Origin of the sequence: Bacillus sp. LNXM65 (genome assembly GCF_002998575.1) — a bacterium.
GTDB lineage: Bacteria > Bacillota > Bacilli > Bacillales > Bacillaceae > Bacillus.
In genome coordinates, this window is sequence record NZ_PVRB01000001.1 from 649410 (window position 1) to 671976 (window position 22567).

The following is a 22567-nucleotide window of genomic DNA, read 5'->3' on the forward strand; positions in this document are numbered from 1 at the left end:
TTTATCCTTTCATCACATAACCCACACCTCTCACTGTGTGAATCAGCTGTTTTTCGAATGGGTAATCGACTTTTTTTCTTAAATAACGGATATAGACATCCACCACGTTCGTATCACCAAAATAATCAAAACCCCAAACGGCTGTTAAAAGCTGATCTCTTGTGAGCACTTGCTGCTGATGCTTCAGCAAGTGGACAAGCAGATCATATTCTCTCGGTGTGAGTTCAAGCATTTGGCCTGCCCTTTGTATGTCTCTTGTTTTCTCGTTGACAGTCAAATCTGCTATGCTCAGCTCTGTCTCCATCTCTTCTTGCGCATGAATATTCAACCTTAGCTGCGCGCGAATTCGCGCTAATAATTCTTCTATGTCAAAGGGCTTTGTAATATAATCATTCGCCCCAAGATCGAGCCCGCTTACCTTATCAGGAACACTTCCTCTTGCTGTAATCAACATAATAGGTGTCGCTGTATTTGTCTTTCGAACCCTTCTCAGCACTTCAAGACCGCTTAATTCTGGAAGCATGACGTCAAGCAGCACCAAATCGAAGCTTTCTTCTTCAAGAGCCTGAAGTCCATCCATTCCAGTCTCTTTGACTGTCACCTCATATCCTTCATATTCAAGCTCTAGTGACAGCACCCTTGCAATTTTCTTTTCATCTTCGACTACGAGTATCTTCCCTTTGTTCATCTCTATCTCTCCTATCTGAAAGGCAAGCTTGTCTTTTCATTATTATATGTTGCCTTTCGCATTTGGAACAGTCACAATCTTCACGTCTATTTTTTATGAAAGAAACATTTATTTTTGAACAAAAACTTTTTATATCGCATTTAATGCTTGATTTCCTTGTTTTTTAGTTTGCCTCTTTTAGTCCTTTTCACCCATTTTCATCTGGACAGGTGCAAGCTCACTATGCAGCATATCCTCCTTTTTCATATGATATCAAGAGTTTTCCTCAAAAGCTGAGTTCTTTCGTCAAGAAGTGAGGAGAACTGCACTTTTGATAATAGATTGATTATTTGAAAAATTATTACAATTTACCCTTTCCGATCAAAAGTTTCTTTTATACAATAACATTACGCAGCCTGAATCTACTTTGAAAACAAAATAAGGAGGGCTTTCTTATGAAAGGTGAAATTCGCTTAATTCCGTATGAAGTAAAAGCCAATGTGATGGAAGCGAAAGAGACGCCGGAAAGTATTCAGGAGATTAAAGCACCCGAACTTTGGTCAAGTGGCTTCAAAGGAAAAGGCATAACCATTGCTGTCCTTGATACAGGTTGCGACACGGAGCATCCCGACTTAAAAGATCAGATTATCGGAGGCAAGAACTTTACCGATGATGACAACGGAGATGCTGAAAATGTGAAAGACTACAACGGACATGGCACCCATGTAGCAGGGACGATTGCAGCAACAGATCAAAATGGCGGAATTCTAGGGGTTGCCCCTGAAGCCAAGCTGCTGATCGTGAAAGTTCTTGGCGGTGAAAATGGCAGCGGGAAATACGAATGGATCATTAATGGCATCAACTATGCCGCTGAGCAGAAGGTGGATATTATCTCCATGTCTCTCGGTGGTCCAAGCAATGAGCCCGCCTTGCAGGAAGCCATTCAAAACGCGGTGAAAAGCGGTGTACTTGTTGTGTGCGCAGCAGGAAATGAAGGGGACGGGGACGAGCGTACAGAAGAGTTCTCCTACCCAGCAGCATACAATGAAGTCATTGCCGTCGGCTCTGCCTCTCTTGCAAGAGAATCCTCTGAATTCTCCAATGCCAATAAAGAAATCGACCTCGTCGCTCCAGGAGAAGACATTTTATCCACTCTCCCTAACCATAAATACGGCAGACTCACAGGCACCTCAATGGCCGCCCCTCACGTAAGCGGTGCACTAGCCATTATTAAAAATGCCGAGGAAGAAGCGTTCCAGCGCAAGCTGACAGAGCCTGAGGTCTATGCTCAGCTTGTCAGAAGAACCCTTCCACTGAAGCAGTCGAAAGCCCTCGTCGGAAATGGATTTTTATATTTAACTGCGCCTGATGTCCTTTTAGAAAAAACATTGGAAGCAGATCTTTTATCTCTATAGCTTGAATAGAGATCCTGAGAATAGATTGAATTTTCTTAGGATTTTTTTAATTAAAATTATTCAAAATTTACTTTGACGAAATGAAGTGGACGTTATATAATCGAACACAATAAATTCATAGTTTGAGAGTCGGTAATTCGATCACACGTCGAATTTTAATTGGGAAGGCCGGTGAAAATCCGGCGCGGTCCCGCCACTGTGAGTGAGGAGAGCTTTTCTCATGAATCCACTGTCATAAGGATGGGAAGGATGAAAAGCTTGCAGATTCACCAGCCAGGATACCAGCCGCTCTATCACATCAAACCCCCTACGGTTGATAGGAGATGTCGGAAAAAGCGTCAGTTATGCTCACGCCTTATTTCGCACACACATTTTGTCTTTTTAAACCAGACATTTGCCCTCATCAATCTTCGCCATGAGTGTAAATGTCTTTTTATATTTAGAGGAGGAATTGGAATTGACAATTGTTAAAACAAGTAATCTAGGTTTTCCGCGAATTGGTTTAAACAGAGAATGGAAAAAAGCACTTGAGTCTTATTGGAAAGGTCAAACAGACCGCGAAACCCTCTTAAGCACACTGGATGAACAATTTTTAACGGCCATTAAAACGCAAATTGATCAACAAATTGATGTTGTTCCTTCTGGAGATTTTACCTTCTACGATCACGTGCTCGATACTGCTGTCATGTTCAATTGGATTCCAGAGCGCTTCCGCAGCTTAAAAGACCCGCTAGATACATACTTTGCGATGGCAAGAGGAACAAAAGATGCTGTCTCAAGTGAAATGACAAAATGGTTTAATACAAACTATCACTACATCGTTCCAGAATACGAAAAAAGCACCGAATTCAAACTCACACATAACAAACCGCTTGAAGCTTACGAAAAGGTGAAAACGGCGTTTGGTGTTGAAACAAAACCTGTTGTACTTGGTCTTTATACATTTGTCTCACTTTCTAAAGGCTATGAACCAAATGAAGTAAAAGAGATTCAGCAGCGTCTCGTGCCGCTTTATACTCAGGTTTTAAAAGAACTTGAAGAAGCTGGCGTCAAATGGGTTCAAATTGATGAGCCAGCACTTGTCACCGCTTCATATGAAGACGTGAAAGCCGTAAAAGAAATCTATCAAACGATTAAAGAAGCCGTACCTGCCTTAAACATTCTTCTTCAAACATACTTTGATTCAGTAGATGCCTATGAAGAGCTTGTCACATATCCTGTTGAAGCCATCGGTCTTGATTTTGTCCATGATCAAGGGCGCAATCTTGATCAAGTGAAAAAGCATGGCTTTCCGAAAGATAAAATTTTAGCAGCAGGCGTCATTGATGGAAGAAATATTTGGAGATCAGATCTTGGAGAAAGATTGTCATTCATTTCTGAGGTCATTGCTGACGCTCAGCCGAAGGAAGTATGGCTGCAGCCATCAAGCAGTTTGCTGCATGTACCAGTTGCAAAACACCCAAGCGAACAGCTTGAAGAGAAACTATTAAACGGACTGTCTTATGCCACTGAAAAGCTGGATGAATTAACAACATTAAAAGAAGGCTTAACAAAAGGAGCCGCAGCGATTGAAGCCGCCATCAATGAAGCCACGCAAGCACTTCTTACTTTAAAAGAATTTGCAAAAGGAACCAATGCGGATTTCACAGCAGAACGCAACAATCTTTCATCGAAAGACTTTAAGCGTCCAGCTGCCTTTGAAGAGCGCCTTCGTATCCAAAACGAATCTCTTGAACTGCCGCTCTTGCCAACAACAACCATTGGCAGCTTCCCGCAGTCTGCTGAAGTGCGCAGTGCTCGTCAAAAATGGCGTAAAAATGAGTGGACAGATGCAGAATATGATGAATTTATTAAGAAAGAAACAAAAAGATGGATTGATATTCAGGAGGAAATCGGTCTGGACGTTCTCGTACATGGGGAATTTGAGCGGACAGATATGGTTGAATACTTCGGTGAGAAGCTAGCCGGATTTGCCTTTACGAAATTTGCTTGGGTACAATCCTACGGATCACGCTGCGTGAAGCCGCCAATCATTTATGGAGATGTCGAGTTTACAGCGCCAATGACCGTGAAAGAGACGGTTTACGCACAAAGCTTAACGGAGAAAAAGGTCAAAGGAATGCTGACAGGACCTGTCACCATTTTAAACTGGTCTTTCCCAAGAACAGATATTTCCCGGAAAGACATTGCCTTCCAAATCGCTTTCGCATTACGTAAAGAGGTAGAAGCGTTAGAAGAAGCAGGGATTCAAGTTATTCAAGTGGATGAACCTGCGCTAAGAGAAGGTCTTCCACTCAAAGAAAGTGATTGGGCAGAATATTTAAACTGGGCAGCAGAGTCGTTCCGACTATCAACATCATCTGTTCAAAATGAAACGCAAATTCATACACATATGTGCTACAGTAACTTCGAGGATATTGTCGATACGATCGAAGACCTTGATGCCGACGTAATTACGATTGAACATTCACGCAGTCATGGCGGATTCCTCGATTACTTAGAAAAGCATCCGTATTTGAAAGGACTTGGACTTGGTGTATATGACATTCATAGCCCGCGCGTTCCATCTGTCGAAGAAATGAGTCAAATCATTGATGATGCGCTGAACGTATGTCCGACAGATCGCTTCTGGGTGAATCCTGACTGTGGTCTAAAAACGAGACAAGAGCCTGAAACCATTGATACTTTGAAAAACATGGTGACGGCTGCTGAAGTCGCTCGTAAAAAGCTGGCGCAGCATGCATAATTGATTCCCTCTCCCCTGCCGAACATGGCGGGGGTTTTTATGCGCAGATTGTCCTGTTTGACCATCTACTAGGATGTTTCCTTTTCTAGCATGATTCGTTTATACTAGAGAAGTCAGTCGAACAAAGGGAGGAAGACAATGAATCACGAAGATTTTTTACAACGCGCAATTGATCTTGCAGTAGAAGGAGTCAATAGTGGTACTGGCGGCCCTTTTGGAGCAGTCATTGTCAAGGATGGACAGATTATTGCCGAGGGAAGCAACAATGTGACAACAACAAATGATCCAACCGCACATGCAGAAGTCACAGCTATTCGAAAGGCGTGCCAGACGCTACATACATACCAATTAGAAGATTGTATTTTATATACAAGCTGTGAGCCTTGCCCGATGTGCCTTGGCGCTATTTACTGGGCTAGACCAAAAGCCGTGTATTTTGCTGCTGGACATCAGGATGCAGCGACTTCTGGTTTTGATGACTCGTTTATTTATGAAGAAATCAACAAGGATTACGAATCAAGAAATATTCCATTTTACCAGCTGACACTTCAAAAAACCCTTGCACCGTTTGAAGCTTGGGAAACATACGAACAAAAGAAAGAATATTAAAAAAAGACACCTGCTTACCAGCAGGTGTTTCTGATTTTCAGCGTGATAGAAAACCTTTTTTATTCAGCCACTTCAAGCTCTACTTCGATGTTCCCTCTTGTTGCTTTTGAATATGGACAGAATTCATGCGCAGCCTCAACAAGCTCTCTCGCTTTGTCATGGTCAAGGCCTTTTGCAGACACAATCAGCTTGACACCAAGCTTAAAGCCGCCATCACTTTCATCTTTTAAAAGACTGACATGTCCCTCTACTTCTGATTCAATGTCTATCCCTTGCTTCTTCGCTACTTGTTCAAGTGCCCCTCCGAAACAAGCTGCATAGCCGGCTGCAAATAATTGCTCTGGATTCGTACCAGTTTCTCCGTCTTTCTTTGCATTAGGCATGACAATGTTATGATCGAGTACACCATCTTCTGAACGAACATGTCCAGCTCTTCCATGCTGCGCCTTTACTTTTGCTGTGAATAATGGTTTCATCTTCATCTCCTCCTTTATCTATTTATTCTTTTCACGTTCTATCCATTTCTCAAACATTTATCGCACATTAAAGAATTTTTCATTTTTGGGCTGTATTTATTTTAAAAAGGAAGAAAATCTTATACAATAATAAGTATGACAAAAAATAGTTGGTGACTGACATGACAAATGAATTCGAGCATATGAAGCTGGAAAATCAGCTTTGTTTCTTGTTATATGCAAGTTCAAGAGAGATGACGAAGCAATATAAACCGTTATTAGAAGAGTTAGACATTACGTATCCGCAATATTTGGCACTGCTTTTATTGTGGGAGCATGGGACATTAAATGTGAAAACGATGGGAGAGCTTTTATATTTAGACTCCGGTACACTCACACCTATGCTGAAACGGATGGAGCAAAACGGACTCATCATCCGCGAGCGCTCGAAAGAGGATGAACGTTCTGTGCAAATTCGTTTAACGGAATATGGCGAACAACTAAAAGAGAAGGCTACTGCGATTCCATTTCATATGCTGTCTGGGACAGGCAGATCGGAAGAAGAGTTAAAAACGCTGCGCGCCTCTTTGCATGAGCTTTTGCAAAAATTAACACAACCAAAAGGCTGAGGGAACATTCCCTCAGCCTTTTATGATGTCAATTATTGTGCGACAGCTACTAGTTCTACTTCGATATTTCCTTGAGTTGCTTTTGAATATGGGCATACGCCATGTGCTTTATGAACAAGCTCATCTAATGCTGATTGCTCGATTCCAGTTCCTTTTACTTCTAGCTTAACGCCTAGTTTGAAGCCGCCATCTGAACTATCTTTCACTAAGCTCACATGTGCTGTTACTTCACTTTCAAAACGGATACGCTCTTGTCTCGCGACCATTTGAAGGGCTGAATCAAAACATGCAGAGTAGCCTGCTGCGAATAATTGCTCTGGATTTGTTGCTTTTTCAAGTTTTTTCGCTCTTGGTGTTCCAGGCATTGCTACATCATGCTCAAGCACACCATCGGTTGAAACAACCTTTCCTTCTCTTCCTCCGACAGCTGATACCGTTGCAGTAAATAAAACATCTGACATGAATATAACCCTCTTTCTCTCTAATAATATTTTCTACAATTGAATTGTACACAATTTAAATTCAAGAGTCAATGAATAAACACTCTTTTTCTAAGATTTCCTTCTCACTTCTATTTTATGAGCATGTCACGCAGATTCATTTTTAGACAGTAAAAAAAGCCCTTGAATAAGGGCTTTCAGATTGTTGACAAGAGCTTTTAGATGATGTCATGCTGCGCATTTGGTTGTTCTAGCGTATGGTTTCTGTTATCCGGGTCGGTATTTGCTGCTGCCAGCCATAACGCCAGGATGGTGATGCTTGTACAGACGACTGCCCATTTTTTAAAATTCATATAAACAATCCCCTCTCTGAATATAGATTCGAGCATGTTCCGCTTCTCCGTAGAACATGGAAGATTTTTCATAATCTCCCATTTCATTATAATACTTTGCGGTGTCTAATGCCAGCTCCTCTATATCTGGATATGCATAGGCAGACTCTAAAAAATGAAAAATTCGTTTAATATGCTCCGCATCTTGCTTTAAATACAATGCTTCTAAAAATATCGTCTTCTGAATATGAATATCATCCTGAAGTGCTTCTGCTCGCTTCATACATTCTTCTCTGTAGTGTAAGGCTTCTTCGTGTTTACCTTGTTTGTATAATATCTGAGCGGCGGTATAAAGAGGGTCTATAGATCGACGAAGGTGATCGGATTGATTTTGGTCAAATAACGAGATGGATTCTTTCATTAGTTCGAGTGCGCGGTCAAGATCTCCCATTCGGTAATAACTGTTGCCCATATTAAACAAAGAGGAAGCAATAAAACGCACATTCTGAAAGTCTCTTGATCTCGCAAGCGCTCTCTCGAGATGTGGTAATGCCTTTTCATGCCTTCTCATATCATCATAGTTACCGGCCACAATAAATTCGCATTGGATCGTGCGAAGCGCATATAGCTCATGTTGAATATAGACATCCAGCGCCAGTTTGGCATGGTGCATCGAGATATGTGTTTGTTTCATGTGATAATATATTTCTGACATTTTAAAATGAAATTCCGCACGTTCAATATCATCTGACACAAAAGAAAGCTTGTGCTCTGCCTTTTGATAAGACGAGATGGCAGCAATATACTGCCTACGGCCAAATTCATACATGCCTCTGAAAAAATGATAGTAGTATTCAAGCATGCCTGTGACATGTGTTTGATGCTCATCTATTTCTTTCGAAAGCTCGGAAAAGTTGGCGCGAAGCTTTCCTTCCTTTAATGGCTTTAAGTAATCGAGCATGACCTCATGCCTGAATTCCATTAAAGAAAAATAGAGAAGCAAATTCTGATCTTCTTCCATTGAATCAAGAGAGGTGCGAATTTCCTGCTTTAATTGTTCTGCTTGTTCTGAATCAAATCTGCGGATTAATTCATACCACTTGTTGATTTTCACTCCAATATCCGAAGAGGGAATGATTTTCGCCATACGTTGCCTTCTCCAATCTTCTCAAAATATAAAACATTACCATATTTTATCATACTTGACCGAAGAAATACAAAAATGAAATGAAAGGAAAAAGAGAGCCTGCTGTCACAAGACTCTCTTTTGAATTCGTTATTCTCTTATTTGTCCTTGACCACGAATGACAAATTTTTCAGAGGTTAAAGCCGGCAGACCCATCGGCCCTCTTGCATGCAGTTTTTGTGTGCTAATCCCTATTTCTGCTCCGTAGCCAAATTCAAAGCCATCTGTGAACCGAGTAGAAGCATTGTGATAGACAGCGGCAGCATCGACAGCTGTTAAGAAAAGTGAAGCATGCTGATCATTTTCCGTAATGATCGCTTCAGAGTGCTTGGAGCTATACGTTTGAATATGCTGAATCGCTTCTTCTATGCTCTCTACGATTTTAATACTGACAATCGGCGCTAAAAACTCTGTTTCATAGTCCTCTTTTGTCGCTAATGAAGCACTAGGCGCAAGGGCACATACGGCTTCATCGCCCCGTATCTCTACCCCATTTGCATGCAGGGCTTCAAATAACGAAGCGCCATATGTTTTTGCCCATGTTTCATGAATGACAATGCTCTCAATCGCATTGCAAACAGATGGCCTTTGGGTTTTAGCATTCAGCACAATCTGCTCAGCCATTTCGTTTTTCGCTGTTTCATCAATATAGATATGACAGTTCCCTGCACCTGTCTCAAGCACTGGCACGGTAGACTCTCTCACGACAAGATCAATTAAATTTTTCCCGCCGCGCGGAATAAGGACATCCAGATATTCATTTAAAGTGAAAAGCGTTTTCGCCGTTTCACGGCCTGTATCTTCAATCAATTGCACACTGTCTACTGGAATATCCGTTGTCTGAAGCGCTTCATGGATCACCTTGACAATCGCTTTATTACTATGAATGGCAGAGGAGCTCCCGCGAAGAATAACAGCATTCCCAGTTTTGAGGCAAAGGGTGGCAGCATCTACTGTCACGTTTGGCCTTGCTTCATAAATCATTCCAACCGTTCCGAGAGGCACACGCACCTTTTCGATGAACAGACCGTTTTCTTTTTGAATGGTTTCTAATGTTTCACCAATTGGGTCTTTTAAGTGAATCAGCTGAAGAGTAGCGTCTGCAATGGCGTCAATTCTCTCTTCTGTGAGTGTAATCCGGTCAATAACAGAAGGCGTGAACTGATTTTCCTCAGCAGCCTGAACATCCTTTTTATTCTCCCCCAATAAATAAGCGGAAGATGCTTTAAGTGCAGTTGCGATGGCATGTAAAGCTGCATTTTTTTGCTCCGTCGTTTTTAGCAGCAGCTGATCTTTGGCTGTACTTGCTTTTTTTGCTTTTTCAAGAACTTCATTCATCGTATTCCCTCCTCAGTTTTGTACATGCTGTACCCAGTGATCTCTGTGTATAACCTCAGGCTTCTCATTTGAAAGCTCATCACTTCGCATCCCTTTAATGCCGAGAAGCTCATCGGATGCGTACAAGGTTTGTCCTTTACCTACTAGTCCGTTCGGACCGACGACTTCAACGACCTCTCCTTTAGAAAAGTCACCAGCGACATCAATGACGCCAGCTGGAAGAAGACTTCTGCCATGATGCAAAATCGCCGCTTCTGCTCCTGCATCTATCATGATTTTGCCAGAAACGGGTGAATGGAATTGAATCCATTGACGGCGGTTGTTGATCGCTGATAAGTCCTGTTCTCCGATATACGTTCCGTCTCCTTGACCCGCTAGAATATGAAGCAGCTTATCTTCACCAGTACCTGTGCCAATGAAGACTTTCACGCCTAGTGAAAGTGCCGTTTGTGCAGCAGACAGCTTTGATTTCATCCCGCCTGTTCCCACCTTTGAGCCTGTGCTCTTCGCATATGAAAACAATTCTTCTGAAATGTGTGTTAGTACATCAAAACGCTTCGCCTCAGGATGCTCATTTGGATTTGCATTATAAATTCCATTTATGTCTGTTAAGATGATCAATTGGTCTGCATGAATTAATCCACTGACAAGAGCTGACAGCATGTCATTATCCCCAAAGGTAAGCTCCTCGATCGAAACTGAATCGTTTTCATTGATAATTGGTAAAATTTTTCTTTCCAGCAGCTCCATCATCGTTGCGTAAGCATTTCGATATCTTGTTCGATCTGAAAAGTCATTACGGGTTAAAAGCATTTGTGCAGGTGTCATGTGAAACTGTGAAAATAGCTCTGTATATTTCTGCATTAACAAGCCTTGACCAACGGCAGCTGCTGCCTGTTTCCCCTTTAAGGTCACAGGTCTTGATGGATACCCTAAGCTGCCAAACCCTGCTGCAACGGCTCCTGATGAAATTAAAATGATTTCATGCCCAGCCTCTTTCAGTTTTGCTATCGCTTTCACATGATCCTGCATTTTTTGTTCATCAATGGCTCCTTTTTGCTCTGTTAATGAACTGCTGCCAATTTTGATGACGATCCTTTGCTTTTTCATTATTGATTCCCTCCGCTATACCTTTAGGCACAAAAAAATCCCTTTTTCTCCTTGTTTAAAGGACGAAAAGGGATTTTCCGTGGTACCACCTTCATTGAATAAGCATAATACATCTAGCTTATTCCACTCAACTCCTGTAACGCCAGGCACGCGCTTAGATTTTTCCTCTAAGGCTCAAAGGGCAGGTTCAGCAGCTGTCTGCGGCAAATGTTTCAGCATGTCATTTGCTCTCTTTACGCATCAGTTCCTGCTTACTATTCCTTTTCAACGCTCGTTAATTTTTTTATATTATCACCAATTGCTCAGGAAAAGTCAAGCCGTCAATTAAATACAATCGTTTTATTCTCATGCACAATTATTCGATCTTCTAGATGCCATTTGACGGCACGTGCTAGCACACTCCGCTCAATTGTTCGGCCAATATTTTTTAATGCTTCTGCATCATCCCGGTGATCTACACGCTCAATATCCTGTTCAATGATCGGTCCTTCGTCTAAATCATTGGTCACATAATGAGAAGTCGCGCCAATTAATTTGACTCCCCGTTCATATGCCCGCTTATATGGATTTGCACCAATAAACGCTGGCAGAAAAGAATGATGAATATTAATGATTTTGTTCGGGTGCTGTTCAATAAATTCAGGCGTTAAAATTTGCATGTATCTAGCAAGCACAATGGCATCAATATCATACTCTTCTAATAATGCGAGCTGCTGTTTTTCCGCTTCTTTGCGAATGTCTTTGTTCGCCTTCACAAAATGGAACGGGATTCCAAGCGATTCTACTGTATCTTTTGCCGTTTCATGATTGCTGATCACGACCGCAATTTCAGCCATGACATTTCCACTTTGCCATTCCCATAGCAGCTCATGTAAACAATGAAGCTCTTTTGACACAAAGATCGCCAGCTTTTTAAGCTCACTTGCACGCGACATGCTCCACGTCATTTGAAATGATGCTGCAATTGGCTCAAACTGATGCTTCAGCTGATCCATATTTGCCGAGATGTCTTTCCAATCAAATTCAATTCTTAAAAAGAACCGGCCGCTTTCATGATCTGTTGTGTATTGGCTGGATTCAATGATATTCGCTCCGTGCTCAAATAAAAAGGAAGAAACAGCTGATACAATTCCAGGCTGATCCGGACAGCTGACAAGCAACCTTCCTTTTTGCTCATGCTTTTGTCTGTGTAATTCAAGTTTCTCTGTTATCAAAGTTCTCATGTATCATGACCTCATTTACGTTTTCATTCTAATGAAATATTATACTGGACTGGAAAGAGAAAAAGCAATGTAGAGTCCTGTTTTTTATTGAATATTCATTCAATTCTGCACCTGGCATGATATAATGTGAATAGACCTTTTATCATAAAAGGAGTGATGGAGATGAAAAGTATGACCTTGTTTGGTAAAGTGAGCTTTTGGCTCGGCATCGTTTGTCTGATCACAGGTATTTCCCTTTTTATAGCCGGTGAAAGACTCATTCCTTTTCTCACATTTGGTGTGTGTTTTCTGCTTGCGAGCCAGCTTTACCGCAAAAATGAAAACGATTCCAATCATCATTCAATGTAACAAAAGGCTGGCATCTATCTGCCAGCCTTTTCTTATTCAATGATTTTCAATCCTACTGCCGCAGATAAAATCAGGGCGATGAAGAAAATACGTTTTGCGTCTTTCGACTCTCCGTAAAACAGCATACCGACCATGGCGCCTCCAGCAGCTCCGATTCCAGTCCAAATAGCGTACGCCGTTCCCATCGGAATCGTATTCATCGCAAGAGACAGCATCAGAAAGGACATCGAAAAGCCAGCTGCAATGAATAAAATCCATTTGACATGCCGGTCTTTTTGGAATTGATTCATCATGGTCACACAAAGCATTTCTAAGATGCCTGCTCCAATGAGTAAAAGCCAGCTCATGATTCAGCCTCTCCCTTCTTTTCACCTGTTGTCAGCTTCAGTCCTAATACACCGCACAAAAGCATGACAATCAAAAGCAGTTTGACAAGCTGAACCGGCTCACCAAGCACCATGCCTATGAGGACGGTACCTGCTGTCCCAAGCCCGGTAAAAACGGCATAAAGTGTGCCAACTGGCAGTACACTTGTTGCTTTCATGAGTAAATAAAAGCTCACGATAATACAAACGATGGTTGCGCCCCATTCTATGAGCGAGTGGGCATATTTCAGCCCCATCACCCAGCCGACCTCAAAGATGGCCGCAATAAAGACATTTCCCCATTTCATCTGATCTTCTCCTTTCTGAACGATTCCAACCAACAAAAAAAGCCTGGAAATCGATCGTTTGATCAAATCTCCCGGGCTTTTATCCCTCCGTGTCCATATGGCCTCTTCTAAGACCCTATGTGTTTTCTCTCGGACCAGACTGCACCAGCGCACGGAACCCTAGAAAACCAATTCATGATATACAGACCTGACTTAGAGCAGATTCTGTATTAAAAATCTTATCACACCCCGATATGCCGGTCTACCAGTTTGCTCTCCCTCTTCAAATATACTTGTTCATTTTTCGAAAGAAATGATATGAGACCGGCGTATACTAAATGATAGACAGAGAAATGATCACATCGCTGATATAATGAAATAAGATTGATGTGATGAACGATCCAAGATGACGCTTTGTTTACCAGCCCAAAGTACGCTGAATCACATTTTATAGGAAACCAAGAGGTGGATCGTATGATGATAACCGACGAACAGAAACATGAATTTTATCAAGCACTGGTTGACAAGAACCCGCAATATGACGGCACATTCTTTGCCGGCATTAAGACCACTGGTATCTTCTGCCATGCCACATGTACCGCTAGAAAACCAAAATATGAGAACTGTGAGTTTTTCTTTACAGCAGAAGAAGCACTGCTAGCAGGATATCGTCCGTGCAAGCGCTGCACACCATTAACATACCCTAACAGCATTCCGGAAGAAGTCAAAACACTCGTTTCTGCAGTTGAAACACATCCTGAAAAACGCTGGAAAGAAGAAGACTTTCATCAATTAGGGATTCACTCTGCAACGGCACGGCGGAAATTCAAAGAAATCTATGGTATGACCTTTGTTCAATATGCGAGATCACGCCGAATGGGACTTGCCTTTAAAGAAATTCTAAATGGAAAAAAAGTGATTGATCAGCAGGTCGCCTTGGGCTATGAATCTTCGAGTGCCTTCAATGATGCATTTACGAAAATTATGGGAAATCCCCCTAAAAAGACGCAAACCAAGATTCTCCACGCTAATTTTATTTCTACACCGATCGGGCGGATGATCAGCGTGACAGATGCGACGCATGTGTATTTACTGGAATTTGTGGACAGGCGGGGACTCGAAAAGGAAATTGAAAACATGAGAAAAAAGCATCAAGCCCGTATTTTAGTCGGGGAAACAAACGTCCATCAGCAATTAGCAAAGGAATTGACCTTATATTTTGAGAAAAAACTCACGCAGTTCTCGGTACCACTTTCCTTACATGGCACCCCTTTTCAAATGAAGGTGTGGGACCTGCTCACACGCATTCCATCAGGCGAAACAAGTTCTTACCGCGAGCTTGCTGTGATGCTGGGCGATCCGCATTTGGTCCGGGCGGTAGGGAATGCAAATGGTGCCAATCAATTGGCGATCATCATTCCATGCCACCGCGTCATTCAAACAAGTGGTGAGCTCGGCGGCTACGGCGGCGGGATAGAACGGAAGAAATATTTACTTCAGCTAGAACAGCGGATATAAAATAAAAACGGCTCTGCTTATTTTGTAAGCGAGCCGTTTTCTTCGTTGCGGGTGATGCTGTAGACATCAATGATTTGGTCCCATTTCGAAATGGTTTTTTCTTTTTTCATGCCCATTTTTAAAGCGACCTTTACCGATGCTTCATTGTCTGGGCGGATTAAGCTCACCATTCGTCTGACTTTCATTTCATCAAAGCCATAGGTGAGACAGCCTTTTGCGGCTTCAGCAGCATAGCCATTTCCCCACGCTTCTTTCTTTAGCATGTAGCCGATTTCAAGTTCGGTTTGTCCTTCAATGTTTTGCAGAACAATGCCGCTTTGTCCAAGTGGTTCATTCGTTTCTTTGTCTTCAATGATCCAGAGGGAAGTATGATACATACGGTCATTCTTTTGATTCCATGCAATCCACTCTTTCGTCTGCTGCTCATCCTTCAAAGAAGGATAATACTTCATTACTTCTTCATCTTGGAACAACATGTCATATAAAAATGGCGCATCATGTTCATTCATCGTTCTTAGCCTGAGCCGCTCTGTTTCAAGCACTGTCCGTGTTTGAAGTTTCATTTATGATCCTCCCCTCACTTACTTACTAAAAATATCTCCGAACAATCCATTTGAATCTGGGGCAAAGTAATGGATTCCCGCACCGGTTAAACTAGCTGCCAGCGCTGTCCACATCATTAAACTGACTGTCATCCACACTGCGACTTGCTTTCTTTTTGTTCCAAAGCTCATGCACATAAACGCCGCTAAATGACTGCCGATGATAAAAGGACCGACAAGTGCCAGACCTGGGAGACCATAACGTTCCCAAATTTTTCTCGCCCTCTGCTGCTTTTTTTTTCCTTTTTCATCAGTTTTGCCCTCTTTCTTCTTTAACCGCCATGCTTTAAAACGGTCTACGAAAACAATGAGAAGGAAAACGGTAAAAAAATTGCCGATGAATCCAATAACTGCTGCCGGTACAGGATGCATGCCACTTAAAATGGCCAACGGAACGACCCCTACCACTTCAAAAAAAGGCAAAGCAGCCAATACAAACACAAGTACATATCCCCATAAAATATCCAAATACAGAACCCCTTTTCATTTTTGTCCTCTTCCCATTGTAATGAAAAGTACGTTACCATTTCTACATTTTTTTAGAAAAAGAAAAGCACATCATATAGGATGTGCTCTGTTTTTTACATCGTGTTTTCATTTTTCTTATTCGTCCGGCGTAAAATAATGAGCATCAGCCCGATTAAGATCACAATAGATAATAGACTTTGCAAGAAAAGCACGCTTGGTGATGTCCAGCCAATCCACTCGAATATGAGCTGCGGTCCGAAGAAGATAACTGGTATCAATGAAACAACATTCGCCTTCATGATCGCATTAAAGACAATGATACATAGCAGCATAAGCAGGATGACGCCCCATCTTTGACCTGAAGTCAACACAAGTAATGGTGTGCCGAGCTTTTGATCCAATAGTTTGATTGTGACCATTGAAGTCAACTGAAATATTCCTAAGATCCAAAAATAAAGAAATGCCCGGCCACCTGTCTGAAAAGCAGACGCTCTAAACATCACAATGATCATAATAACATTGGCCACTAAAACGAGCGGATAGCCAATCAATGCATACCAAGAATAGGATAAGCTTTGACTGATCGCATCTGATAAAATCATATAGAAGAGTGATCCAATTAAGAAGGCACTGACGAAAGGAACCCAGTCTTTATGGTATCCTGACAGCTCTTTTGCAAGTTCATCAGCATAGCCCCGCGGATCTCCGCCAAACAAAGCCTCCCCTGTTTTACCGACTTTTTCAGCCTCAACCGCATGTGTCGTCAGTTCATCCATTAGCTCATCAATTTCGTCCTCATTTTTCCCCTTTGAGATGAGATAGAGCTTCAGCTCTAGTAGAACGTGTCTTGTTTCTTTTGATACCATAATCTCACTTCCCTTTTTGTAATAAGCGGTTTACATTTTTTGAAAGCTCACTCCAGCGGGTCATAAACTCTGTGAGCGCTTGTTCTCCAGCTTGTGTGAGCGTATAGTATTTCCTTTTCGGTCCGCTCGCTGATGTTTTTGTGACAGTAGTCACCAGCTGTTCCTTTTGCATACGCAGCAAAATCGGGTAGATACTTCCTTCACTAATTTGATCAAACCCGTAATGCGCGAGCTTCTTTGTCATTTCATATCCATAAATCTCACCCTCAGAAATAATCGACAGCAGGCAGCCTTCCAAAATTCCTTTTAACATTTGTGTGGATGTTGTCATCTATGTTCCTCCGATTCCAGTACCTTGCATCACAAGATAGCATCATCTTACCACACACTATCTTGTCATGCAAGATACTATCCTAGAAAAAAATCACCGCTGAAAGGGTGATTTTTACGCCCATGGTTTATCTGTTCCAAGTGCGTCAGCCAGTGCCTTGCTATGCTTTCGGCGGCTTTTTCTTTCTTCTGCCCGCTGCTTCGCTGTTTGATGCAGCATGATTTCTTCCTCTGTTTCCGGTACGACTTGTGGAACTCGTTTTGGCTTTCCGTTTTCATCTAGCGAGACAAAAGTCAGAAATGAAGTCGCTGCAAGTCTGCGCTCTCCAGACATCAAGTTTTCTTTCATGACTTTGACGAACACTTCCATGGAAGACGTGCCGACCCACGTCACATAGGATTCCAAGCATACTGACTCTTTTTGTCCAATCGGCTCTAAAAAGTCAACAGAATCCATCGACGCCGTGACCGTTTCACTGCGGCTGTGTCTTGCTGCCGAGATGGAGGCAATGTCATCTATATAACTCATTAATTTCCCGCCAAATAAGGTTTGGTGGTTATTCGTATCGAGAGGGAATACCCTGCTGGTTTTGACAACTTTCGATTCCTTGCAGTATTTGAAATTTTCTTCACTCATCATCATAGCTCCTTCTTGCTGTTTTCGTGAATGCGGAACGACTTTTATTAAACACTATTCTTTTAGGTTTGTCTAAACTTTTTGCTTTAGTCTCTTGTGAGAGATTTTCTTTCGGAAATGTTTCAACTATGACTAGAACGAGGAATAATAGAACTATGAACAAACAAGGAGGCCATTTGATGGATTCTATGAGAGCAGAACAAATACACAAAATGCCGCAATGCATGAGTGAATATGACGATTTACAAGAAGTCCTTTTATGCAGTCCCATCTATATGGAAATCAAACAGATCATCAACGAAACCCAAAAACATTTTGCAAGAGAAAATATTTCTCAAATGAAAGCCATTGCTCAGCATAAGCAATTGATCCAAACACTAAAAGACCATCAAGTACGCCCCATTATGCTTCCTGCAAATGACCGCTTTCCTGAGCAAGTCTTTACTCGGGATATTGGGTTTACGATTGGACATACACTCTTTGTTTCAAGCATGGCCGCTCCAGTTCGGCAAGGAGAAGAACAATTATTAAAAGAGTGGGCACAGGGAAAAGGCTGGAAAACTGTTACACTGACAAATGGAACGATTGAAGGCGGCGATGTACTTGTGGATCAAACACGCGTATTTGTCGGAACGAGCAAGAGAACAAACCCAGCCGCTATCCATGAGCTCAAAAAAGGACTGCCTGATCATGACATCATTCCCATTCATCTTCCTCCTCACATTTTGCATCTCGATTGTGTGATGAATATTCTCTCTCATGATGAGATATTGATTTATCCTGAAGCGTTCAAAAAAGAGGATCTTCACCTGCTTCAAATGCATTATCATCTAATTGAAATAAGCGAACAAGAGCAATTCACACTCGGACCAAACGTTTTATCCCTTGGACAGAAAAAAGTGATCAGTTTGCCCATCAATCAACAAACAAATGCTGCATTAACCGCTCACGGGTACACTGTCATTGAAGTGGATTTTTCAGAAATCATTAAATCTGGCGGCTCTTTTAGATGCTGCACATTGCCGATTCGGCGTTCATCCACTAAAAAAGCCAGCGTGTAGAACAGCTTGTCTACTTGCTGGCTTTTTTTCTGTCTATTTTTATGTTCGATCGTATAAATGACAGGCGACATCATGTCCTTCTTCTACTGCTTGTAATGTTGGCTTTTTTTCAGCACACACATCCATCGCTGCAGGACACCTTGTTCGAAATACACAGCCGCTTGGCGGGTTCACTGGACTTGGAATTTCTCCTTTTAAAATGAACCTTTTGCGCTTGTCCTCCACGTCAGGATCTGGAATGGGGATCGCTGACAGCAAGGCTTGTGTATATGGGTGCAGCGGTGTTTGATATAACATATCACTGCTGGTCAATTCGACGAGATGACCTAAATACATGACACCGATTCGGTCGCTGATATATTTGACCATCGACAAGTCATGCGCAATAAAGAGAAATGTCAGCCCTTCCTCCTTTTGCAGTTTCTTCAGCAAATTCACAACCTGCGCTTGAACGGAGACATCTAGTGCAGAAATTGGCTCATCTGCCACAATAAATTTCGGCGCTAAGGCGAGGGCTCTTGCAATACCGATTCTCTGCCTCTGCCCTCCGCTGAATTCATGAGGATAGCGAGTCGCAAAGTCATAGCTAAGTCCAACAGCTTCAAGTAGTTCTTTCACCCGGGCAACTCTTTTCTTTTGACTCCCGTAAAGGTTGTGAATCTCCATTGGCTCCAGCATAATATCTTTTACAGACAGCCGCGGATTTAAGGAGGAATACGGATCTTGAAACACCATTTGAATTTGCCGATTAAAATCAAATGATTCTTTTTTAGAAAGGTGATGAAGACTTTTCCCTTCATATAAGGCTTCCCCATCTGTCGGTTCATAAAGACGCATAAGCACTTTTCCAAGTGTGGATTTTCCGCAGCCAGACTCGCCAACAAGGCCAAACGTTTCGCCTTGTTTCAGCTGAAAGGAGACACCGTCTAGCGCTTTAAGCGTTCTTCCTTTCGATAGATGAAAATGTTTTTTGAGATTGTTTACTTGTAAAAGTGGTTCAACTGCCATGACCATTCCTCCTCTCGCTTGGCAAATACCGTCTTGCACCTGCCCATTCTTTTTCATATGAAGTGCCAGAAAGGGAAAGAAGTTCAATTTCTCTGCCGGTTTTAGGCGAATGAAGCATCATACCGTCACCTGCGTAGATCCCAACATGGCGGACAGCTCCCTTTCCGTTGTCATTGGCAAAAAACAATAAGTCGCCTTGTTCTAAATGGCTTGATGCGACCGGTGTTCCTTGCACTGCTTGGTCACTTGCGTCCCTCGGCAAAAGATATCCGCACGCTTTATACATGCTGTAAGCAAAGCCTGAACAGTCATAGCCAAAGCTGCTCATGCCGCCCCATAAATACGAAAGACCAATAAATTGTTTTCCCTTCTCTACAACATCTTTGCCGGTCATAGAAGAAATGGATGAAACTGACTGCACATCTACTTTATTGATTTCTCTCGTCCCTGCTGGTGTGACAACGCGAAAGCAATCACTCGTTTCTTCTACAGCTGCGAGCTCTGTTAAAAAACTAATTTTCATGTCCGCTTGCCCATTTCGATAGAGCATGGCTTTTTTCTGACAAACGATATGAGATATAGCTGGCGCACTTCCTTCTGTCACTTGCTTTAGATGGTTCGTAGGTATATAGCCAGGATAGCCTTGCGGATGTTTCCGGCTGGCCTGCTGCGGAATGACGACTTTCATCCAGCCGTCTGTCTCTTCTAATCCAATGACTCGTTCGCCGAGCAGTACTTGCGATTGGATCAGATTTTCTTCACATAAAGCCAGTTTTTCTTCATATGTTTGCTTGTCAATCCACTCTTTGATTTTGAAGGAGCCCTGAAGTACCTTTTGATCGATTTCTCTCGGTGACTGCGGCGCTGTCCATACGTTCGCAACTGCAACCTTTGATTCAAATATCATCATGAGACTCCTTTCACCCCTTGAATGCCTAACCCATGATGCGGCGGGAAAAAGATATCTTTTCCTTTGTACACGATTCCTCCGTCTACCATGTCCTCTTTTAGCATCAGCGGGGCATCAAAATCATAGCGGGTGATATTCGGCTGGCTGGCGGCGAGATGAGCGGCTGCTGTAATGCCAAGTTTTGACTCAATCATACTGCCAACCATGCACTTTACGCCGTATGCTTCTGCTAGAGCATTGATTTTTAGGGCTTCTTTTATGCCGCCTGATTTCATTAATTTTAAATTGATCAGATCACAGCTTCTCGTTTCAAGCACCTTGATCGCATCATGAAAACTGAAAATGCTTTCGTCTGCCATAATCAATGTATCTGTTGCTTCTGTCACACGGCGCAGGCCTTCGATATCTTCTTTCGGAACCGGCTGCTCTACTAGTTCGATATTCAGCGCCTCCATTTTCCGAATGGCTATGATCGCTTCCTTCCACGTCCATCCTTGGTTCGCATCGAGTCTGATCTGAATATCCGGCCCGACCTTTTCTCGAATTCGCTTGATACGCTGAATATCCGTATCTATGTCATCTTTTCCTACCTTGATCTTTAACGTCTGAAAGCCTTCAGCTGCGTATTGCTTCGCATCTTCCGCCATCTCAAGCGGACGGTTTACACTGACCGTATAATCGGTTTCAAGCTGACTGCGATATCCGCCAAGGTATTGATAAAGCGGAAGTCCTGCCTGCTTCGCTAAGCCATCATAAATGGCCATGTCAACCGCTGCCTTTGCGCTTGTGTTGCAAGCGAGCACTCGGTTCATATGAGAAAAAATTTGTTCATATTCTGACAAGGAAGCTCCAAGCAAAATCGGTCTGATCACTTCGCATATGGCATAGTCGATGCTTTCCAGCGTTTCACCTGTAATCACCGTTGTCGGGACTGCTTCTCCGTAGCTGACGTCACCTTGATCATATGTAATGATAACGATCAGAGATGCTGCGTCATACACCGTTCGTAAAGCGGTTTTGAAAGGCTTTTTTAGCGGTACACTCATTCTGCATGTACGAACATCGACGATTTTCATTTGATCGCCTCTTTCGCTGCAACGCCTGGAGAAATGTGCAGTTTTTTTCCTGTCGCATCTAATGTAGCCTGCGTGCCCATTGGAATAGCAAAGTTCGGCGAAGAATGACCGATCCGGAAGCCCCCAAGTGCAGGTTTCTTTTGCGGGACAATATAGGTGCCCCATACTTGATTCAATGTAAGGGACTGATCTTTCTTTTTTGGCTCACATTGATGAAAATCTCCAATGATGAATCCAGCCGCATCATCCAATTTCCCAGCAGATGTGAGGTGCTGCATCATTCGATCAATTTTATAGGGCTCTTCGTCAATATCTTCAATGAACAAAAGCTTTCCCTTCGTATCGATTTCAAAAGGTGTACCAAGTGTTGTCACGATGAGGGCAAGATTTCCTCCTACAATCTCACCTGAAGCGGTGCCCGGATAGAAAGTATGAAGGGGTGACAAGTGGTGCGCATACGTAAAGGCTTTCGGTGCAAACAGCTGTAAAAAGGTATCTTTCGTATAAGGATGAACCTCCTCAAGTCCCACATCAGAGGAAAGCATTGGACCATGAAAGGTCACAAGACCAGTCTGCTGCTGGATGGCCGTATGTAAAAACGTAATATCACTATAGCCCCAAAAGATTTTTGGATTCCGGCGAATCAGGTCATAGTCAATGACTTCCGCAAGTCTTCCAGTCCCGTATCCTCCGCAAGCACAAATAACCGCCTTCACTTCTGGATCTTGAAACATGCGATGAAGATCCTCCACTCTTTCATGATCATAGCCTGCTAAATACCCATACCGGCAGTCGATATACTTTCCTTTTTTCACCTTTAGCCCGAGGCTTTCTAAAAAGGCAATCCCTTTTGCTAATTTCAGCTCATCAGGCGGGCTTGCTGGTGCAATAATCCCCACCGTATCCCCTGTTTGAAGTGCCACTGGCAGCTGGCTCATGCC

At 42.6% G+C, this 22567-nt stretch carries 26 protein-coding genes, 2 riboswitches and 1 other annotated feature; of the genes, 7 read left to right on the forward strand and 19 right to left on the reverse strand.

What is annotated here, in order from left to right; genetic code table 11:
* Position 1: 1 nt before the first annotated feature.
* Complete coding sequence (locus tag C6Y03_RS03245; RefSeq protein WP_060596098.1) at positions 2-688, reverse strand: response regulator transcription factor; 687 nt, start codon at positions 686-688, stop codon at positions 2-4.
* Positions 689-1122: 434 nt separating this feature from the next.
* Here C6Y03_RS03245 and C6Y03_RS03250 point away from each other — a divergent pair, with 434 nt between their 5' ends.
* The 3 genes from C6Y03_RS03250 (at position 1123) to guaD (ending at position 5437) form a co-directional block, all read left to right on the forward strand.
* The gene (locus C6Y03_RS03250) at positions 1123-2082 is read left to right on the forward strand and encodes a S8 family peptidase (RefSeq protein WP_060596097.1); all 960 of its coding nucleotides are present in this window, start codon (positions 1123-1125) and stop codon (positions 2080-2082) included.
* 112 nt (positions 2083-2194) lie between these two features.
* Positions 2195-2386: riboswitch (cobalamin riboswitch) on the forward strand.
* Positions 2387-2539: 153 nt separating this feature from the next.
* A complete protein-coding gene (gene metE, locus C6Y03_RS03255; RefSeq protein ID WP_106038814.1) occupies positions 2540-4828 on the forward strand; it encodes a 5-methyltetrahydropteroyltriglutamate--homocysteine S-methyltransferase in 2289 nt (762 codons plus the stop codon).
* Positions 4829-4966: 138 nt separating this feature from the next.
* Positions 4967-5437, forward strand: a complete 471-nt coding sequence (gene guaD, locus C6Y03_RS03260; protein WP_034662982.1) for a guanine deaminase — start codon at positions 4967-4969, stop codon at positions 5435-5437.
* A 59-nt stretch (positions 5438-5496) separates the two neighbouring features.
* On the opposite strand, the gene ohrB is transcribed toward guaD, so the two are convergent.
* Positions 5497-5913, reverse strand: a complete 417-nt coding sequence (gene ohrB, locus C6Y03_RS03265; protein WP_034662985.1) for an organic hydroperoxide resistance protein OhrB — start codon at positions 5911-5913, stop codon at positions 5497-5499.
* A 161-nt stretch (positions 5914-6074) separates the two neighbouring features.
* On the opposite strand from ohrB, the gene C6Y03_RS03270 reads away from it, so the two are divergent.
* Positions 6075-6521: a MarR family winged helix-turn-helix transcriptional regulator gene (locus C6Y03_RS03270; protein ID WP_034662988.1), complete on the forward strand. Its 447-nt coding sequence runs from the start codon at positions 6075-6077 to the stop codon at positions 6519-6521.
* Between the two features lie 32 nt (positions 6522-6553).
* On the opposite strand, the gene C6Y03_RS03275 is transcribed toward C6Y03_RS03270, so the two are convergent.
* From C6Y03_RS03275 to purU, 6 genes are all read right to left on the reverse strand, one after another.
* On the reverse strand, positions 6554-6982 hold the full coding sequence (locus tag C6Y03_RS03275) for an organic hydroperoxide resistance protein (RefSeq protein WP_060596095.1): 429 nt from the start codon (positions 6980-6982) through the stop codon (positions 6554-6556).
* Between the two features lie 197 nt (positions 6983-7179).
* Entirely contained in the window at positions 7180-7314 is a 135-nt protein-coding gene (locus tag C6Y03_RS03280; protein ID WP_066030994.1) for a phosphatase, read from the reverse strand.
* The gene (locus C6Y03_RS03285; RefSeq protein WP_060596094.1) at positions 7304-8440 is read right to left on the reverse strand and encodes a Rap family tetratricopeptide repeat protein; all 1137 of its coding nucleotides are present in this window, start codon (positions 8438-8440) and stop codon (positions 7304-7306) included. Before C6Y03_RS03285 ends, C6Y03_RS03280 begins: the two co-directional genes overlap by 11 nt.
* 129 nt (positions 8441-8569) lie before the next feature.
* Entirely contained in the window at positions 8570-9817 is a 1248-nt protein-coding gene (locus C6Y03_RS03290; protein ID WP_106036731.1) for a glutamate-5-semialdehyde dehydrogenase, read from the reverse strand.
* A gap of 12 nt (positions 9818-9829) precedes the next feature.
* Positions 9830-10927, reverse strand: coding sequence for a glutamate 5-kinase (gene proB, locus C6Y03_RS03295; protein WP_106030749.1), 1098 nt, complete (start codon positions 10925-10927; stop codon positions 9830-9832).
* 55 nt (positions 10928-10982) lie between these two features.
* Positions 10983-11204 (reverse strand) — a binding site (T-box leader).
* A gap of 43 nt (positions 11205-11247) precedes the next feature.
* Positions 11248-12150, reverse strand: a complete 903-nt coding sequence (gene purU, locus C6Y03_RS03300; protein ID WP_034663009.1) for a formyltetrahydrofolate deformylase — start codon at positions 12148-12150, stop codon at positions 11248-11250.
* 162 nt (positions 12151-12312) lie between these two features.
* Between purU and C6Y03_RS03305 the strand changes: the two genes are divergently transcribed.
* Entirely contained in the window at positions 12313-12498 is a 186-nt protein-coding gene (locus C6Y03_RS03305) for a hypothetical protein (protein WP_060596091.1), read from the forward strand.
* A 32-nt stretch (positions 12499-12530) separates the two neighbouring features.
* Here the strand turns inward: C6Y03_RS03305 and C6Y03_RS03310 are convergent, their stop codons facing one another.
* Both C6Y03_RS03310 and C6Y03_RS03315 read right to left on the reverse strand, forming a co-directional pair.
* Positions 12531-12845 carry a DMT family transporter gene (locus C6Y03_RS03310; RefSeq protein WP_034663013.1) on the reverse strand — a complete coding sequence of 105 codons (315 nt, stop codon included), beginning with the start codon at positions 12843-12845 and terminating at the stop codon, positions 12531-12533.
* On the reverse strand, positions 12842-13171 hold the full coding sequence (locus C6Y03_RS03315) for a DMT family transporter (RefSeq protein WP_034663015.1): 330 nt from the start codon (positions 13169-13171) through the stop codon (positions 12842-12844). The genes C6Y03_RS03310 and C6Y03_RS03315 overlap by 4 nt, the downstream gene beginning before the upstream one ends.
* 66 nt (positions 13172-13237) lie before the next feature.
* A riboswitch (guanidine-I (ykkC/yxkD leader) is annotated at positions 13238-13345 on the reverse strand.
* 279 nt (positions 13346-13624) lie between these two features.
* On the opposite strand from C6Y03_RS03315, the gene C6Y03_RS03320 reads away from it, so the two are divergent.
* Positions 13625-14668, forward strand: a complete 1044-nt coding sequence (locus tag C6Y03_RS03320) for a bifunctional transcriptional activator/DNA repair enzyme AdaA (RefSeq protein ID WP_060596089.1) — start codon at positions 13625-13627, stop codon at positions 14666-14668.
* Positions 14669-14685: 17 nt separating this feature from the next.
* Here C6Y03_RS03320 and C6Y03_RS03325 read toward each other — a convergent pair whose 3' ends face one another.
* From C6Y03_RS03325 to C6Y03_RS03345, 5 genes are all read right to left on the reverse strand, one after another.
* Positions 14686-15231, reverse strand: coding sequence for a GNAT family N-acetyltransferase (locus C6Y03_RS03325; RefSeq protein WP_060596088.1), 546 nt, complete (start codon positions 15229-15231; stop codon positions 14686-14688).
* An 18-nt stretch (positions 15232-15249) separates the two neighbouring features.
* The gene (locus C6Y03_RS03330) at positions 15250-15738 is read right to left on the reverse strand and encodes a small multi-drug export protein (RefSeq protein WP_106038815.1); all 489 of its coding nucleotides are present in this window, start codon (positions 15736-15738) and stop codon (positions 15250-15252) included.
* A gap of 113 nt (positions 15739-15851) precedes the next feature.
* The gene (locus tag C6Y03_RS03335; RefSeq protein WP_106038816.1) at positions 15852-16604 is read right to left on the reverse strand and encodes an HAAS domain-containing protein; all 753 of its coding nucleotides are present in this window, start codon (positions 16602-16604) and stop codon (positions 15852-15854) included.
* A gap of 4 nt (positions 16605-16608) precedes the next feature.
* On the reverse strand, positions 16609-16935 hold the full coding sequence (locus C6Y03_RS03340; RefSeq protein WP_060596085.1) for a PadR family transcriptional regulator: 327 nt from the start codon (positions 16933-16935) through the stop codon (positions 16609-16611).
* A gap of 114 nt (positions 16936-17049) precedes the next feature.
* Entirely contained in the window at positions 17050-17571 is a 522-nt protein-coding gene (locus C6Y03_RS03345; RefSeq protein ID WP_060596084.1) for an acyl-CoA thioesterase, read from the reverse strand.
* Between the two features lie 179 nt (positions 17572-17750).
* Between C6Y03_RS03345 and C6Y03_RS03350 the strand changes: the two genes are divergently transcribed.
* Positions 17751-18632: a dimethylarginine dimethylaminohydrolase family protein gene (locus C6Y03_RS03350; protein ID WP_060596083.1), complete on the forward strand. Its 882-nt coding sequence runs from the start codon at positions 17751-17753 to the stop codon at positions 18630-18632.
* Positions 18633-18671: 39 nt separating this feature from the next.
* Here the strand turns inward: C6Y03_RS03350 and C6Y03_RS03355 are convergent, their stop codons facing one another.
* From C6Y03_RS03355 to C6Y03_RS03370, 4 genes are read right to left on the reverse strand one after another with little or no spacing between them, the layout of a single operon-like run.
* Positions 18672-19640, reverse strand: coding sequence for an ABC transporter ATP-binding protein (locus tag C6Y03_RS03355; RefSeq protein WP_060596082.1), 969 nt, complete (start codon positions 19638-19640; stop codon positions 18672-18674).
* On the reverse strand, positions 19630-20547 hold the full coding sequence (locus C6Y03_RS03360; protein WP_060596081.1) for a C40 family peptidase: 918 nt from the start codon (positions 20545-20547) through the stop codon (positions 19630-19632). The genes C6Y03_RS03355 and C6Y03_RS03360 overlap by 11 nt, the downstream gene beginning before the upstream one ends.
* The gene (locus C6Y03_RS03365) at positions 20547-21626 is read right to left on the reverse strand and encodes a mandelate racemase/muconate lactonizing enzyme family protein (protein WP_034663034.1); all 1080 of its coding nucleotides are present in this window, start codon (positions 21624-21626) and stop codon (positions 20547-20549) included. The genes C6Y03_RS03360 and C6Y03_RS03365 overlap by 1 nt, the downstream gene beginning before the upstream one ends.
* On the reverse strand, positions 21623-22564 hold the full coding sequence (locus C6Y03_RS03370; protein WP_060596080.1) for a S66 peptidase family protein: 942 nt from the start codon (positions 22562-22564) through the stop codon (positions 21623-21625). The genes C6Y03_RS03365 and C6Y03_RS03370 overlap by 4 nt, the downstream gene beginning before the upstream one ends.
* Positions 22565-22567: the final 3 nt, after the last annotated feature.

What these genes read in the sequence shown, in the direction of transcription:
- C6Y03_RS03245 (WP_060596098.1), bottom strand. Translation starts at nt 688, where the DNA reads ATGAACAAAGGGAAGATACTCGTAGTCGAAGATGAAAAGAAAATTGCA.
- C6Y03_RS03250 (WP_060596097.1), top strand. Translation starts at nt 1,123, where the DNA reads ATGAAAGGTGAAATTCGCTTAATTCCGTATGAAGTAAAAGCCAATGTG.
- guaD (WP_034662982.1), top strand. Translation starts at nt 4,967, where the DNA reads ATGAATCACGAAGATTTTTTACAACGCGCAATTGATCTTGCAGTAGAA.
- ohrB (WP_034662985.1), bottom strand. Translation starts at nt 5,913, where the DNA reads ATGAAACCATTATTCACAGCAAAAGTAAAGGCGCAGCATGGAAGAGCT.
- C6Y03_RS03270 (WP_034662988.1), top strand. Translation starts at nt 6,075, where the DNA reads ATGACAAATGAATTCGAGCATATGAAGCTGGAAAATCAGCTTTGTTTC.
- C6Y03_RS03275 (WP_060596095.1), bottom strand. Translation starts at nt 6,982, where the DNA reads ATGTCAGATGTTTTATTTACTGCAACGGTATCAGCTGTCGGAGGAAGA.
- C6Y03_RS03280 (WP_066030994.1), bottom strand. Translation starts at nt 7,314, where the DNA reads ATGAATTTTAAAAAATGGGCAGTCGTCTGTACAAGCATCACCATCCTG.
- C6Y03_RS03285 (WP_060596094.1), bottom strand. Translation starts at nt 8,440, where the DNA reads ATGGCGAAAATCATTCCCTCTTCGGATATTGGAGTGAAAATCAACAAG.
- C6Y03_RS03290 (WP_106036731.1), bottom strand. Translation starts at nt 9,817, where the DNA reads ATGAATGAAGTTCTTGAAAAAGCAAAAAAAGCAAGTACAGCCAAAGAT.
- proB (WP_106030749.1), bottom strand. Translation starts at nt 10,927, where the DNA reads ATGAAAAAGCAAAGGATCGTCATCAAAATTGGCAGCAGTTCATTAACA.
- purU (WP_034663009.1), bottom strand. Translation starts at nt 12,150, where the DNA reads ATGAGAACTTTGATAACAGAGAAACTTGAATTACACAGACAAAAGCAT.
- C6Y03_RS03305 (WP_060596091.1), top strand. Translation starts at nt 12,313, where the DNA reads ATGAAAAGTATGACCTTGTTTGGTAAAGTGAGCTTTTGGCTCGGCATC.
- C6Y03_RS03310 (WP_034663013.1), bottom strand. Translation starts at nt 12,845, where the DNA reads ATGAGCTGGCTTTTACTCATTGGAGCAGGCATCTTAGAAATGCTTTGT.
- C6Y03_RS03315 (WP_034663015.1), bottom strand. Translation starts at nt 13,171, where the DNA reads ATGAAATGGGGAAATGTCTTTATTGCGGCCATCTTTGAGGTCGGCTGG.
- C6Y03_RS03320 (WP_060596089.1), top strand. Translation starts at nt 13,625, where the DNA reads ATGATGATAACCGACGAACAGAAACATGAATTTTATCAAGCACTGGTT.
- C6Y03_RS03325 (WP_060596088.1), bottom strand. Translation starts at nt 15,231, where the DNA reads ATGAAACTTCAAACACGGACAGTGCTTGAAACAGAGCGGCTCAGGCTA.
- C6Y03_RS03335 (WP_106038816.1), bottom strand. Translation starts at nt 16,604, where the DNA reads ATGGTATCAAAAGAAACAAGACACGTTCTACTAGAGCTGAAGCTCTAT.
- C6Y03_RS03340 (WP_060596085.1), bottom strand. Translation starts at nt 16,935, where the DNA reads ATGACAACATCCACACAAATGTTAAAAGGAATTTTGGAAGGCTGCCTG.
- C6Y03_RS03345 (WP_060596084.1), bottom strand. Translation starts at nt 17,571, where the DNA reads ATGAGTGAAGAAAATTTCAAATACTGCAAGGAATCGAAAGTTGTCAAA.
- C6Y03_RS03350 (WP_060596083.1), top strand. Translation starts at nt 17,751, where the DNA reads ATGGATTCTATGAGAGCAGAACAAATACACAAAATGCCGCAATGCATG.
- C6Y03_RS03355 (WP_060596082.1), bottom strand. Translation starts at nt 19,640, where the DNA reads ATGGCAGTTGAACCACTTTTACAAGTAAACAATCTCAAAAAACATTTT.
- C6Y03_RS03360 (WP_060596081.1), bottom strand. Translation starts at nt 20,547, where the DNA reads ATGATATTTGAATCAAAGGTTGCAGTTGCGAACGTATGGACAGCGCCG.
- C6Y03_RS03365 (WP_034663034.1), bottom strand. Translation starts at nt 21,626, where the DNA reads ATGAAAATCGTCGATGTTCGTACATGCAGAATGAGTGTACCGCTAAAA.
- C6Y03_RS03370 (WP_060596080.1), bottom strand. Translation starts at nt 22,564, where the DNA reads ATGAGCCAGCTGCCAGTGGCACTTCAAACAGGGGATACGGTGGGGATT.